The organism is Neomegalonema sp. (genome assembly GCF_028688855.1).
In the GTDB taxonomy this organism is placed as follows: domain Bacteria; phylum Pseudomonadota; class Alphaproteobacteria; order Rhodobacterales; family Rhodobacteraceae; genus Neomegalonema.
The window spans coordinates 72,519-85,614 of record NZ_JAQTXI010000016.1; the positions used below are offsets into that span (position 1 = coordinate 72,519).

The window sequence follows — 13,096 nt, forward strand, 5'->3', positions numbered from 1 at the left end:
AGAGGCGAAAGCAGGCGAAGGCGGAGCCCGGAGGCTCCGGCCCGTATCAGAGGCTCCGCTCGATGGTCTGCGTCTCGAAGATCTCGATGACGTCGCCCTGACGGAGGTCCTGATAATTCTCGAAGGCCATGCCGCATTCCTGACCGGACTGGACTTCCTTCACCTCGTCCTTGAAGCGCTTGAGGGTCGAGAGCTTGCCGGTGTGGATCACGGTGTTGTCGCGCAGCAGGCGCACGCCCGCCGAACGCCGCGCCACGCCGTCGGTCACGCGGCAGCCCGCCACCGCGCCCACGTTGGAGATCTTGAAGACCTCCAGGATCTGGGCGTTGCCGATGATGGTCTCGCGCAGCTCCGGCGAGAGCAGGCCCGAGGCCGCCTTCTTCACATCGTCCACGATGTCGTAGATGATGGAGTAATAGCGGATCTCGACGCCCTTTTGCGTGGCGGCGTCGCGCGCGGCGGAGTTGGCGCGGACGTTGAACCCGATGATCGGCGCCCGCGAGGCGACCGCCATCGTGACGTCCGATTCCGTGATCGCGCCGACCCCCGACTGCAGCACGCGCACGCGCACCTCGTCGTTGCCGATCTTCTCCAGCGCCTGGGCGATGGCCTCGGCGGAGCCCTGCACGTCGGATTTGACGATGACCGCCAGCTCCTTGACGTTGGCGCTCGATCCGGCCTGAGCCAGCAGCTGGTCCAGCGACACGCGCGCGCCCTTGACGGCGGCGGTCTCGCGGGTCTTGTCCTGGCGATAGGAGGAGATCTCGCGGGCGCGGGTCTCGTTCTCCACCACCTGGAGCTTGTCGCCGGCTTCGGGGGCGCCGTTGAGGCCGAGGACCTCGACGGGCTCCGAAGGCCCGGCGGAGTCCACGCGCTCGCCGCGGTCGTTGATCAGGGCGCGCACCTTGCCCCACTGGTCGCCCACGACGAAGATGTCGCCGACGCGCAGCGTGCCGCGCTGCACCAGGACCGTGGCCACAGGACCGCGGCCCACGTCGAGCTTGGCCTCGATCACGGCGCCGTCGGCGGCGCGGTCGGGGTTGGCGCGCAGGTCGAGCACCTCGGCCTGGAGGAGGATCGTCTCGACGAGCTTGTCGAGGCCCTTGCCCGTCTTGGCCGAAACCTCGACGTTCAGGGTCTCGCCGCCCATCTCCTCGACGAGCACCTCGTAGCGCAGCAGCTCCTCGCGGACCTTCTGGGCGTTGGCGGCGGGCTTGTCGATCTTGTTGATCGCGACGATCATCGGCACGCTGGCGGCCTTGGCGTGATTGATGGCCTCGATGGTCTGGGGCATGACGGAATCGTCCGCCGCGACCACCAGAACCACGATGTCGGTGACCGAGGCGCCGCGCGCGCGCATCGAGGTGAAGGCCGCGTGGCCCGGGGTGTCGAGGAAGGTCACCACGCCGCCGCCCGTGCGCACCTGATAGGCGCCGATGTGCTGCGTGATGCCGCCCGCCTCGCCGGAGACCACGTTGGTCTTGCGCAGCGCGTCGAGCAGCGAGGTCTTGCCGTGATCGACGTGGCCCATGATCGTGACCACCGGCGCGCGAGGCAGCAGGGCCTCCGCGACGTCGACCTCGCCCTCGATGCCCTCCTCGACCGCGGCGTCGGAGACGCGCAGCGGCGTGTGGCCGAACTCCTCGACGATGATCTGGGCCGTATCGGCGTCGATGGCCTGGGTGATGGTGGCCATCATGCCCATCTTCATCAGCGACTTGATGACGTCCACGCCGCGCTCCGCCATGCGGTTCGCCAGCTCCTGCACCGTGATGGCGTCGGGAATGCGGACTTCGCGCATGACCTTGGCGGGCTTCTCCATCGTCGCGCCCTTGCGGCGCTCGCGCTCCTGACGGCGACGCATCGCCGCCATGGACCGCTGACGTCCGCCCTCCTCGCCCGCGATGGCGCGGTCGAGCGAGAAATTGCCCTGGCGACGGTCGGATTCGCCCTTGCTGCGCGGAGAAGCCTTGTCGGCGCGCTCGCGCTCGAGCTCGGCCTTGCTCTTGACGGGGGGCGCCTTGGCGAATTTCGAAGCCATGTCGGCGCGTCCGCCCAGACCCGGAACTTCCGGGCGGTCGGCGGCGCGCGAGATGAACTTCGGACCCGGCAGACGCGGCGTCAGATGGCTGAGGTCGCCCGCAGGACGCGGACCCCGATCCCCGAAGCCGCCCGGACGATCTCCCGCCGGACGCGGCGGACGATCTCCATAGGGACGGTCGCCGAAGGGACGGTCCCCCGCCGGACGCGGCGGACGGTCGCCATAAGGACGATCTCCCGCCGGACGCGGCGGACGGTCGCCATAAGGACGGTCGCCGTCCTGGCGCGGCGGACGGTCGCCGAAGGGGCGGTCCCCCGCCGGACGCGGCGGACGGTCGCCATAAGGACGGTCTCCCGCCGGACGCGGCGGACGATCTCCATAGGGGGGGCGGTCGCCCGCCGGACGCGGGCCGCGATCCTGATAGGGCGGACGGTCGCCGTAGGGACGGTCCCCCGCCGGACGCGGCGGACGGTCGCCATAGGGGCGGTCGCCCGCCGGACGCGGCGGACGATCTCCATAGGGGGGGCGGTCGCCCGCCGGACGCGGGCCGCGATCCTGATAGGGCGGACGGTCGCCATAGGGACGGTCCCCCGCCGGACGCGGACCCCGGTCCTGATAGGGGGGGCGGTCGCCATAAGGACGCTCGCCCTGCGGCGCGCGGGCGACTGGCGCCTCGGCGCGGGGCGCGAAAGCGGGCTCGGCCTGAACGGGCGGAGGAGGAGGAGGCGGGGGCGGCGCGGCGGCGCGGGCGGCCTCTTCGGCGGCGCGGGCGGCCTCTTCGGCGGCCTTGCGCTGCGCCTCGGCGACGAGGCGGGCGGCGGCCTCTTCGGCGGCCTTGCGCTGACTCTCGACGGCGGCGCGGGCGGCCTCCTCGACGGCGGCCTCCTCGGCCTTGCGCGCGGCGACGGCGGCCACGGCGGCCTGCTCGCGCTGCAGCACGGCGGCGCGCTTGGCGGCCTCCAGCGCGCGGGCGCGGCGGTCGGACTCCTCGTCGGACAGCGTCGGCTGACCCGTACGGTTCGGAGCGCCGGAGCGGCCCTGCGGCGGACGGCGCGGCGCGTCGCCCGGACGGCGCGAAGGCCCGCCCGACGCGGCCGGAGCCGCGCCGGCCGGAGCGGCGCCCGGAGCGCCTCCTCCGGCGCGGGGCTTGCGTTTGCCTACATGCTCAACCACCACGGACTTGCTGCGGCCATGCGAAAAGCTCTGTCGCACATGGCCCTGCTCCGCACCGACGCGCCGGGGAGGATTTCCCGCGCCGCGCGTGGCGTCGTTCATGTCTTTGTCGTTCTCGTTCATCCATTGACCCCGGTCGGCTGCGCCCCATGACGCGCCGCTGCATCTGCTCAAACGTTCATCGGTTGCGCCCTTTACGTGTCGAAGCCCCCTCCGTCCTCCCGGACGGGTTCGGGAGCCTCAGCGCGAAAGCCCTGGAGTCGGAGCGCCTCCCGGATCGCACGATCCGAGGCCCCTCCGTTCTCCAGCGCAGCATGTATCACAAACTCGCGCCCAAAGGCCAAACCCAATTCGTCCGACGTGAGGACCGAGAGGATCGGCAGGCCTGCGGCCAGAGGGCGCAGCTTGGCCCTGCCCCCCTCGGCGCCGTCGGAGGCGGCCATCAGGGCGGCGAGCCTTCCCCGCAGGGCGGCTTCGCGCGTCTTTTCGAAGCCGCAGACGGCGGCTCCGGATTTTCGCGCGAATCCAATGGCTTCCACAAGGCGCCTGACGAGAAGCGCCTCGATCTGCGCCGCCAGGTCGGGCGGCGCCTTCACCGGCGCGCGGGCCGCGCGGGCGAAGAGGTTCTTCTTCGCCGCCGTCTCCAGAGCGCTCCGCTCGGCCGAGACCCAGATTCCGCGTCCCGGCAGGCGCTCGGCCAGATCCGGGACGAGCGCGCCCTCAGGCCCGACGACGAAGCGGATCAGCCCCGTCTTCGGCGCCGATTCGCCGTGCACGATGCATCGACGCTCCGAAGGCCCTTCCTCCGCGCGCCTCGAGGCGCCTCCTCGTCCCAAGGCTCAACGCTCCTCTCCGGGGGCCGCGTCGGGCCGGATCCCGGCTTCGGCGGCCTCGACCTCGAGTCCGGCTTCGACCTCGGCGTCGAGGTCTCCGGCTTCGGCCTCCGCGGCGGCGGCGGCCATGGCGGCGTGCATGGCCTCGATCTCCTCGGCGGTGATCATGCCCACGGCGGCGCGGGCCTGGATGATCAGGCTGCGGGCCTCCTCGGCGGAGATGTCGAACTTCTCCAGCACGCCCTCGTCCTTGACGCGGCGGCCGTTGTGGCTGGACCAGCCTCCGGCCAGCTCCCAGTCGGCCATTTCGGCGAAGTCCTGGAGCGTCCTGACGCCCGCCTCGGCCAGAGCCTCCAGCATGGGGGCGCTGAGCCCCTCGAACTCCAGGACGTCCTCCTGCATGCCCAGGGCGCGGGCGTGCTGGAGGCGGGCTTCGTCCTCGGCGGCCAGATGGGCCAGAGCCTTGGCGCGCACGGCCTCGGCGGCTTCGAGGGGCAGGCCCTGCAGCTCCTGGAGCTCCTCGTCCTCGGCGTAGGCCAGTTCGTCGACGCTCTCGAAGCCTTCGGTGGCGAGGAGCTGGGCGGTCATCTCCTCCAGCCCGAGGGCGTTCATGAACAGCGCGGCCCGCTCGGCGAAGATCTTCTGGCGCCGCTCGGATTCGGCGGCCTCGGTGGTGATGTCGATGTCCCAGCCGGTGAGCTGCGAGGCCAGACGCACGTTCTGGCCGCGCCGGCCGATGGCGAGGCTCTGCTGATCGTCGGGGACCACCACCTCGATGCGCTCGGCGTCCTCGTCGAGGAGCACCTTGGCGACCTCGGCGGGCTGGAGCGCGTTGACGATGAAGGTGACCGGATCGTCCGACCAGGGGATGATGTCGATCTTCTCGCCGCCCAGCTCCTGGACCACGGCCTGGACGCGCGAGCCCCTCATGCCGACGCAGGCGCCCACCGGATCGATGGAGTCGTCGTGGCTGATCACGCCGATCTTGGCGCGGCTGCCCGGATCGCGGGCCACGGCCTTGATCTCGATGACGCCGTCGTAGATCTCGGGCACCTCCTGGGCGAAGAGCTTCGCCATGAACTGCGGATGGGTGCGCGACAGGAAGATCTGCGGGCCGCGGGCCTCGCGGCGCACGTCCATGACGTAGCAGCGCACCCGGTCGCCGATGCGGTAGGCGTCGGAGCGGATGAGCTGGTCGCGGCGGATCACGCCTTCGGCGCGGCCGAGGTCCACGATGACGTTGCTGTATTCGACGCGCTTGACCGTGCCGTTGACGATGCTGTCCACGCGGTCGCAATATTCCTCGAACTGCTGGTCGCGCTCGGCCTCGCGGACCTTCTGCACGATCACCTGCTTCGCGGTCTGGGCGGCGATGCGCCCGAAGCTGCCGCTGAAGTCGAGGGGCGGCAGGGGATCGACGATCTCGTCGCCCTCGACGGCGCCCGGCTTGAACTTCTGGGCGTCCTCCACGAGGATCTCGACGAAATGGTTCTCGACCTCCGGCATGACGTGCCGGATGCGCGCGAGGGACATCTCGCCGCTGCGGGGGTCGATCTTGCAGCGGATCTCGTATTCGGCGCCGTAGCGGGAGCGCGCGGCCTTCTGGATCGCGTCCTCCATCGCCTCGATGACGATCAGGCGGTCGATGCCCTTCTCGCGCGCGACGGCGTCGGCGATCTGGAGCAGCTCAAGACGATTGGCGCTGACCATTCATGCGTCTCCCCGGGGCTTGCGCGCCCCTTTCTGAGGTGAACCCTTGCGCGAGGCGGCGGGCGCCGGGGGGGCGTCCTCGACCGCTTCGGCCTCTGCTTCGGTTTCGGCGTCGCCCTCGACGGGCGGAAGGCGGCTCTGGCTGAGGGCGATGAGTTCGTCGGTCATCACCAGGCGCGCGTCGGCCATGTCCGCGAGGGCCAGGGCCACGCGCTCCACGGTCCCCTTCGAATCGACGGCCTCGATCTCCACGGCCTCGCCCGCATGGAGCAGCCCGACGATCAGGCCCCGGAAGCGCTTGCGGCCTTCGATATGGGCGCCCATCTCGAACTTGCCCTCGTGGCCGAGGTAGGCGGCGAAGTCCTTGACGCGCGTCAGGGGGCGGTCGATGCCCGGCGAGGAGACTTCGAGCGCGTATTCCCGCTCGATGGGGTCCTCGACGTCGAGCAGCGCCGAGAGCGCCTCGCTGATCTGCGCGCAGCCCTCGACGTCCATTGTGCCGTCGGGCTTCTCGGCCATGACCTGGAGCGTCAGGGGGCTGCGGGGGCTCTTGCCGCCCATGAGCCGCACGCGCACCAGATCATAGCCCAGACCCGCCACGGTGGGCGCGATCAGCGCGAGGATCCGCGCGTCGGCGGCGGTTCTCGCGGCGAGCTGCGCGAGCGGCACTGAATCTTCGGACATCGGCGAATCTTCGGACATCGGCGTCTCCCGGCGTTTCGGAGGCCGCGCGACCCTCCGGCGGGGCGGACGCGCGACGAAAAAAGCGGACCTTGCGGCCCGCCCGAAAAATCGGAACGCCCCCGCCCGGCCTGTCGACCGGACCAGCGGACGCCGCTATGTCGAGGGCATACTTAGCGCGCGCAGGCCTCCGGCGCAAGGGGGAGGCTCCACATGAAGGCGCCCCGCTCCGCGGGAAAGGCGGAGCGGGGCCGGGCGGAGCTCCCGGTCAGGAGCGGGGCGTTGCTCCAGCGGGTCCGGGATCTCCGCCGCGCGCCGCGCGTCCCTCTCGGCCTGCGGGCCTCCTCCGGCATGGGTCTCGGGGACCGGAGGCGGCGCCGCGGGCGGATCGAGCGGCGTTCCTGCGGCTTCCGGGCTTAGCGGCGGAAGCCGTAGTGGTGGCGGCCATGGCCGCGCCAGTCGCGCTTGGGCGAGACCCAGGTGGTCGGCTTGTAGCTCGGGCTGGCGTAGACCGGGGTCGTGTAGACCGGCGCGCTGTAGACGGGGGCCTTGTAGACCGTCACCGGCTGGTAGGTGGTGACGGGCTTGTAGGTCGTCACGGCCTGGTAGGTGGTCACCGGCTGGTAGGTGGTGACGGTCGAGCCGTAGCCGTAGCCCGAGTTGTAGGTCACGCCCGGCTGGGCGTAGCCGTAGCCGCCGGCGGCGGCCGGAGCGGCCGCGGCGAAGAGGGCGGCGGCGCCGAAGGCGAGAGCGGCGAAGGTCTTGTTCATGGTCGTCTCCTTGACTGGACGTCGATCGCTTCAACGAGGCCGCTCCCTCTCCCTGTTCCGGGAGGGGCTCCGGACCCGCCCTCCGTGGAGATGGAGAGGTTCGGGACCGGAGCGCGTCGGCGCTTCGAGAACCAATTGAACCCTGAACGGCGTCCGTCGAATGGCGTCCGGAAGGTCGTTTCGGGTCCTGAATGGGGCGAACCGTCCCAAAAAGGCGCAGACGCCTCATTGGTTAACTGCACCCTCCGGAGGATCCGTTCAGGAAGATGACCGGAAATTCACCAGAAACAGGCCGCTATCCGGAACCCCCGACAGGAGGCCTCACGGAGGAGGTTAAACCTTTCGGTCAGGGAAATAAGGCGCTCCGCCTTGTTTCGCGGGGGCCTCGGGAGGAGAAAAAAACGACGCCGCATCAGGCCGCGCCGGGGTTTTCCTGAAGATCCGCTTGCGGGCGACGCGCCGGCCCGGATAGGCCTTCCGGAGGGGGAGGCCTGCTGAAAGACTTGAATCTACTTGTATTTTCAGGATGAAGGCCGCTCCGGAGCCCTGATTCGAGCCGCATCGGGCGGGCGGCGAGGATCAAGGCCCGATTCGGGCGCGAGGCCTCCGCTTCGCCCGAATCCGCGCTCGCGGCGGAATGCGGCGCGCCCCCCGCCCGGATCCTCTCGGAGAGAGGGCTTCAGAGAACGCCGAATTCGCCCAGACGCGCCAGGAGGTCGTCCGGCAGGAGATCGGCGCCCGCCTCCGCGCCCGCGAGATCGGGCGGCGCGTCCTTCTCCGCGAGGTAGCGCCAGCCCTGAAAGGGGCGACGCGGCGCCGGACGCGTGCGCCAGGCCTCGCGCGAGAGCAGGATGGCGCAACGCTCGATTCCATCCTCGCCCCGGACCGGCTCCAGCCCGAGGATTCTCTGTCGACAGAGAATCCGCCCTGAAATCACCCAATAAAGAGAGCCTCCCGAGAGGATTTCATCCGCACGGCGAGGGGTCTGGCGAGTGACATGCCGGAAACGCCAGGGCGGAATCACGCCGGTTCCGGCCGAATCCGCAGCCTCCGCTTCGGAAATCCCGGCGAAAAATTCTTCGAGCGTGTCCACGCCGACACAAAGCTTGACCAAATGAAGCATGAGGACTGTCAAAAAATCCTTTTTCAAGCTTTCCGTCAATGGCGCATAACGCAACAGATGAAATTCTGGTATAAGAGGCCCGCGCAGCTTTGACGCTCCGACTGCGCCAAAACGGGATAGGGCGCCACAGGCCCGCCGGTGATTTCAGGAGCCGCGGAGACTTTCGAATGGATTCCCTCCTCCCTCTGATCATCTCGCTGATCTCCGGCGCGGCCGGCGGCAACATCGCCGGCGCCCTGCTGCCCCGCTTCAGCCTGGGCACGGCGCTGAACTCGCTGACCGGCATCCTCGGCGGCGGCCTCGGCTCCACGATCATCGGCAGCATCCTCGGCGGCGGCGCGGCGGCGGCCACGGCTCCGGCGGCTGGCCTCGACATCGGCTCGATCCTCGGCCAGGTGGCGGGCGGCGGCGTCGGCGGCGGCGCGCTGATGGTCATCGTCGGCCTGATCCGCTCGGTTCTGGGCGGCCGTCGCTGAAGACCCAGCATTTTCAGCATACAGAAAGCCGCCGCGCGCGGTTTTCCCCATGCTAGGATCAAGCCGGAGGCGGGGCGCAAGACCACGCCTCCGGCTTGATTCGCGTTTGCGAGGCGCCCATGAGCTCCATGAACCGCTCCGGCGGCGACCGCCCCCTTTCCGCCCTTTCCTTTCCCCGGAGCCGCGCCTCCCGGGCCGGAGGACCCCCGGCCGATCCCGAGGCCGAAGCCGAATTCCGCGCCCGAGAGGCCATGGCCTCCAGACTGGCCGCCGTCGAGGCCCCTGCGCGTCAGGCCTACTGGCGGCTCGCCTTCGGCGAGGCCCTCGCCCATGAGGCGCTCGATCTTTCCGAAGCCCTGAAGCAGGCGCTGCTGGCGCGGTCGGCTCTGGCCGAGGCGCGGGCGCCGGTGGAATCCTACGTCGCGCCGGGGCCTCAGGCGGGGCCGCGGGCGATCTGGACCGCGCTCGCCGATCTCTCCGCCGTGGCGGCTTCGGGCGCGGCGGCGGCCTGCGACCTCTCGGGGCTGGCTCCCGAAGGCGAGGCGGTGCGCCGTTTCCTCGAACTCCAGGCGGCGGCCCGCGCCGAAGAGGCCGGAGATCCGCCGCCGCTCGGTCTGGCCGCCCTGAACGCCGATCATCCCGAATCCCCGATCTTCTTCGCCGGACGCGGCTCCGGTCCGCGCCGCGCCGCGCTGCTCTCCGACGCCCTGATGAAGGCCGCGGAAAACGGCGCCAACTGGCGATTCGCTCTGGCCGCGCGCGGCGCCCGGGGCATGAAGGCTCAGGCGCTGCTCTTCGCGGCGGCTCAGGGGGCGGCGGCTCAGGGGCTGACCGTCTTCTTCTCCGACCGCCTGGCCGAGGCCGATCCTCTGGGGGCGCGCCTGCCGCTCACGCCCGACGCCCAGGGCTTCGCCGCCCCGCCCCATTCCGGCGCGCCCATGGCGCTGATCGACGCCCGCAGGCTGCTGACCCGCAAGCCTCATGGCCCGGACCTCGACGAATCGGCCCTCGCGCCGCTGATCGGGGCGGCGCTGCGGATGCTCGACAACGCCCATGAAGCCCTCGACCCGCCGCTGGAGACCCAGGCCGCCGAAGCCGCCGCGCGGCGTCGCGTGGCGCTGAGGATCGGCCATGTGGCCGAGGCTCTGGCCGATTGCGGACTTCATCCGGGCTCCGGAGAATGGCGCGCGCGGGCCGAACGCTGGTTCGCCGTCTTCCAGACCCTGACGCAACGGGAATCGGCGGCTCTGGCGGCCGAGAAGGGCCCCTACCCCGCCTTCGACGCCGAAACGCGCCTCTCCGCGCCCTCTGCTCTGGCGCTGGACGCCGAGGCCCGCGCCGCCATGGCCGAGGGTCTGCGCTGCGCCTTCGCCACCGCCTGGAGCGCCGAAACCGAGGATCCCCTCTGGCAGGGCGAGGACGAGGCGCGGATCGCTCTGGCGGCTCTGGCGCGCAAGCGGCTCGACGCGGCGGGTCCGGCGCGGCTGATCCGCCCCGCCTCGCCCGAGGCCGCCCTCGAAGCCCTGCTGGTGGCCTGGCGCGGCGGCGCGAACGGCGCGCTGTTCATGGACGCTCCCCCCGAGACGCCCTTGCGCCCGCGCGCCCGGCCCCGTCTCGCGGAAAGCCCGGAGCCCGAAACGCCCCGTCCGGCGGGGGGCGCGGCGAAGCTCGATCCTCCGGCGGGGGGCGCCGCGAGCGGAAGGCCCTGGCGGCTCTCCGGCGCGACCTACGCCGTCGAAGGCCCCGAAGGCCGCCGCTGGCTCTTCACGCTCAATGAAGCCGACGGGCGACTCGTCGAGGCGCTGATTCAGATCCGGGGCGAAATCGGCGCGGCGGAGGTCTGGCCCGAAGCGACGGCGCGTCTCATCTCGGCGGCTTTGTCGGCGGGAGTCAGGCCGGAGGTTCTGGCGGCGGCTCTTGAAGGCCTCGAAGACCCGGCGGGGCCGAGTCTGGTCGAAGGGCGTTTCGCGCCCTCGGTTCCGGCGGCTCTGGCGGCGGCTTTGCGGCGGCATGGACGGAAAGATTAGACGGATGCGCGGGAAGCTCCAGTCAGGCGCGTTGACGCTCTGCCTCTCCTCGCTCTTCGGGGCGGCCGCCGCTTGGGCGACCGTTCCCGGCGGGTCCTTGCCCTACGCCCCGCTGGGGAGCCTCTCTTTCACAAGCGACCCGGAGAAAAGCGGGATCTGCCGCGCGTTTTTCGGCGTCGAGGAGGGATGCGGCCATCTCCAGATCGCATCGCTCCGCTTCATCCGCAACAGCCTGCCGCAACATTGCCTTGAGGGCTCTTATTGCCTCACCTATGTCTACAGGGAGGGCGAGAGGCCTCACCAGATCCTGTATGGCGACGGGCTCCGCCCAGATGCCCCTCACAAGCTCCAGCCGCTGCATCAGCCGGTTCGAGCGCGGGGAGACGGATTGCGAAAGCCTCCAGATCCAGCCGCGCTTCCGCACGACCAGCGTCATCCTCTACACCTATTACGAAGGCAGGCTGGTGATGGACGTCGTGATGGAGGAATGAGGAAGGCGGGGCTCTCCCCCGCCCGCCCTCACAAGATATAGCGTCCTAAATCCACGTTCTTCACCAGATCCCCGAGGCGCTCGGCCACATAGGCGCGGTTCAGCGTGACGGTCTCGCCGTCGCGGTCGCTGGCCGCGAAGGAGATCTCGTCGAGCACCCGCTCCAGCACCGTATGCAGACGCCGCGCGCCGATGTTCTCCAGCCGCGCGTTGGCCTCGGCGGCGGCTTCGGCGAGGGCCTCCACGCCGTCGGGAGTCACCTCCAGCTTGACGCCCTCGGTGGCGAGCAGCGCCTCGGCCTGCCTGAGCAGCGAGGCCTGCGGCTCGGTGAGGATGCGGCGGAAATCCGCCTCCCCCAGAGGCTTCAGCTCGACCCGGATCGGCAGACGCCCCTGAAGCTCCGGCAGGAGGTCCGAGGGCTTGGCCACATGGAAGGCGCCCGAAGCGATGAAGAGGATGTGGTCCGTCCGGATCGCGCCGTATTTCGTCGAGACGCTGGTCCCCTCGATGAGCGGCAGCAGGTCGCGCTGCACGCCCGAGCGGCTGACGTCGGCGCCGCCGCGTCCGCTTTCGGCGCGGTCGGCGATCTTGTCGATCTCGTCGAGGAAGACCACGCCGTTCTCCTCGACGGCCCTGACGGCCTCGCGGGTGACGCTCTCCTGATCGATGAGCTTGTCCGCCTCCTCGGAGACGAGGGCCGCATGGGATTCCGCCACCGTCATGCGGCGCTTCTTCGTGCGCCCGAAGACGCCCTTGCCGAAGATGTCCGAGAGGTTGAACATCCCCGCCGAGCCGCCGCCGGGCTGGCCGGGGATCTCCATCATCTGGAAGGGATTGGTCGCATCGGCGAGGTCGATCTCCACTTCCTTCGCGTCGAGTTCGCCCGTGCGCAGCTTGCGGCGGAAGGCCTCGCGGGTGGCGGGGCTGGAGCCCTCGCCCACCAGAGCCGTGATGACGCGCTCTTCGGCGGCCTCCTCGGCGCGGAGCTTCATCTCCTCGCGCTTGCGGGCGCGCACGAGCACGATGGCGCTCTCGACCAGATCGCGGATGATCGACTCGACGTCGCGGCCCACATAGCCGACTTCGGTGAACTTCGTCGCCTCGACCTTGAGGAAGGGCGCGTCGGCGAGCCTGGCCAGACGCCGCGCGATCTCGGTCTTGCCGACGCCGGTCGGGCCGATCATGAGGATGTTCTTGGGAGCGGCCTCGTCGCGCAGATCGTCGGGGAGGCGCTGGCGCCGCCAGCGGTTGCGCAGCGCGACGGCCACGGCGCGTTTGGCGGCTTCCTGCCCGACGATGTGGCGGTCAAGCTCGGAAACGATCTCGCGGGGCGTGAGATGGGTGGTCATGAAGCCTCGGGAGCGGAAGAGGTCAGGGTTTCGACCGTCAGGCGGCCGTTGGTGTAGACGCAGATCTCGGCGGCGATGGCCATGGCCCGCCGCGCGATCTCCTCGGCGGAGAAGGCCGAATCCATCAGCGCCCGCGCCGCCGCGAGGGCGTAGTTTCCGCCCGAACCGATGGCGGTCGCGCCGCCTTCGGGGGCGAGGACGTCGCCCTGTCCGGTGAGGAGCAGGGTCTCGTCCTCATCGGCCACGATCAGCATGGCTTCGAGCCGCCGCAGATAGCGGTCGGTGCGCCAGTCCTTGGCGAGCTCCACCGCCGCGCGGCGGAGCTGTCCGGGGGAGGTCTCCAGCTTGGCCTCCAGCCGTTCGAGCAGGGTGAAGGCGTCGGCCGTCGCGCCGGCGAAGCCGGCGATGACGTCGCCCTTGCAG

General features: G+C 70.5%; 10 protein-coding genes and 1 pseudogene. 3 read left to right on the forward strand and 8 right to left on the reverse strand.

Annotated elements, in window-relative coordinates:
* Positions 1 to 46: 46 nt before the first annotated feature.
* From infB to PHN62_RS12665, 6 genes and pseudogenes are all read right to left on the reverse strand, one after another.
* A pseudogene (infB, locus tag PHN62_RS17450) lies at positions 47 to 2,017 on the reverse strand (translation initiation factor IF-2); the annotation flags it as partial.
* Between the two features lie 1,391 nt (positions 2,018 to 3,408).
* Positions 3,409 to 4,050 (reverse strand): RNA-binding protein, encoded by a 642-nt coding sequence (locus PHN62_RS12645; RefSeq protein ID WP_300151185.1) that lies wholly within the window; start codon positions 4,048 to 4,050, stop codon positions 3,409 to 3,411.
* 3 nt (positions 4,051 to 4,053) lie between these two features.
* Positions 4,054 to 5,757, reverse strand: a complete 1,704-nt coding sequence (gene nusA / locus PHN62_RS12650; protein WP_300151187.1) for a transcription termination factor NusA — start codon at positions 5,755 to 5,757, stop codon at positions 4,054 to 4,056.
* Positions 5,758 to 6,441 carry a ribosome maturation factor RimP gene (rimP, locus tag PHN62_RS12655; RefSeq protein WP_300151189.1) on the reverse strand — a complete coding sequence of 228 codons (684 nt, stop codon included), beginning with the start codon at positions 6,439 to 6,441 and terminating at the stop codon, positions 5,758 to 5,760. It abuts the gene before it with no gap.
* A 413-nt stretch (positions 6,442 to 6,854) separates the two neighbouring features.
* Positions 6,855 to 7,208: a hypothetical protein gene (locus PHN62_RS12660; RefSeq protein WP_300151191.1), complete on the reverse strand. Its 354-nt coding sequence runs from the start codon at positions 7,206 to 7,208 to the stop codon at positions 6,855 to 6,857.
* 679 nt (positions 7,209 to 7,887) lie between these two features.
* Positions 7,888 to 8,331 carry a DUF1489 domain-containing protein gene (locus PHN62_RS12665; RefSeq protein ID WP_300151193.1) on the reverse strand — a complete coding sequence of 148 codons (444 nt, stop codon included), beginning with the start codon at positions 8,329 to 8,331 and terminating at the stop codon, positions 7,888 to 7,890.
* Between the two features lie 167 nt (positions 8,332 to 8,498).
* Here PHN62_RS12665 and PHN62_RS12670 point away from each other — a divergent pair, with 167 nt between their 5' ends.
* From PHN62_RS12670 to PHN62_RS12680, 3 genes are all read left to right on the forward strand, one after another.
* Positions 8,499 to 8,807, forward strand: a complete 309-nt coding sequence (locus PHN62_RS12670) for a hypothetical protein (protein ID WP_300151194.1) — start codon at positions 8,499 to 8,501, stop codon at positions 8,805 to 8,807.
* Positions 8,808 to 8,926: 119 nt separating this feature from the next.
* Complete coding sequence (locus tag PHN62_RS12675; RefSeq protein ID WP_300151196.1) at positions 8,927 to 10,834, forward strand: hypothetical protein; 1,908 nt, start codon at positions 8,927 to 8,929, stop codon at positions 10,832 to 10,834.
* A gap of 311 nt (positions 10,835 to 11,145) precedes the next feature.
* A complete protein-coding gene (locus PHN62_RS12680) occupies positions 11,146 to 11,325 on the forward strand; it encodes a hypothetical protein (protein ID WP_300151198.1) in 180 nt (59 codons plus the stop codon).
* A 28-nt stretch (positions 11,326 to 11,353) separates the two neighbouring features.
* Here PHN62_RS12680 and hslU read toward each other — a convergent pair whose 3' ends face one another.
* Positions 11,354 to 12,673: an ATP-dependent protease ATPase subunit HslU gene (hslU, locus tag PHN62_RS12685; RefSeq protein WP_300151200.1), complete on the reverse strand. Its 1,320-nt coding sequence runs from the start codon at positions 12,671 to 12,673 to the stop codon at positions 11,354 to 11,356.
* A partial coding sequence (hslV, locus tag PHN62_RS12690; protein ID WP_300151202.1) for an ATP-dependent protease subunit HslV occupies positions 12,670 to 13,096 on the reverse strand: 427 nt, incomplete at its 5' end. The genes hslU and hslV, both read right to left, overlap by 4 nt.

Excerpts from the sequence above, each read along its gene's own strand:
- nusA (WP_300151187.1), bottom strand. The coding sequence starts at position 5,757 with ATGGTCAGCGCCAATCGTCTTGAGCTGCTCCAGATCGCCGACGCCGTC.
- rimP (WP_300151189.1), bottom strand. The coding sequence starts at position 6,441 with ATGTCCGAAGATTCAGTGCCGCTCGCGCAGCTCGCCGCGAGAACCGCC.
- PHN62_RS12660 (WP_300151191.1), bottom strand. The coding sequence starts at position 7,208 with ATGAACAAGACCTTCGCCGCTCTCGCCTTCGGCGCCGCCGCCCTCTTC.
- PHN62_RS12665 (WP_300151193.1), bottom strand. The coding sequence starts at position 8,331 with ATGCTTCATTTGGTCAAGCTTTGTGTCGGCGTGGACACGCTCGAAGAA.
- PHN62_RS12670 (WP_300151194.1), top strand. The coding sequence starts at position 8,499 with ATGGATTCCCTCCTCCCTCTGATCATCTCGCTGATCTCCGGCGCGGCC.
- PHN62_RS12675 (WP_300151196.1), top strand. The coding sequence starts at position 8,927 with ATGAGCTCCATGAACCGCTCCGGCGGCGACCGCCCCCTTTCCGCCCTT.
- PHN62_RS12680 (WP_300151198.1), top strand. The coding sequence starts at position 11,146 with ATGGCGACGGGCTCCGCCCAGATGCCCCTCACAAGCTCCAGCCGCTGC.
- hslU (WP_300151200.1), bottom strand. The coding sequence starts at position 12,673 with ATGACCACCCATCTCACGCCCCGCGAGATCGTTTCCGAGCTTGACCGC.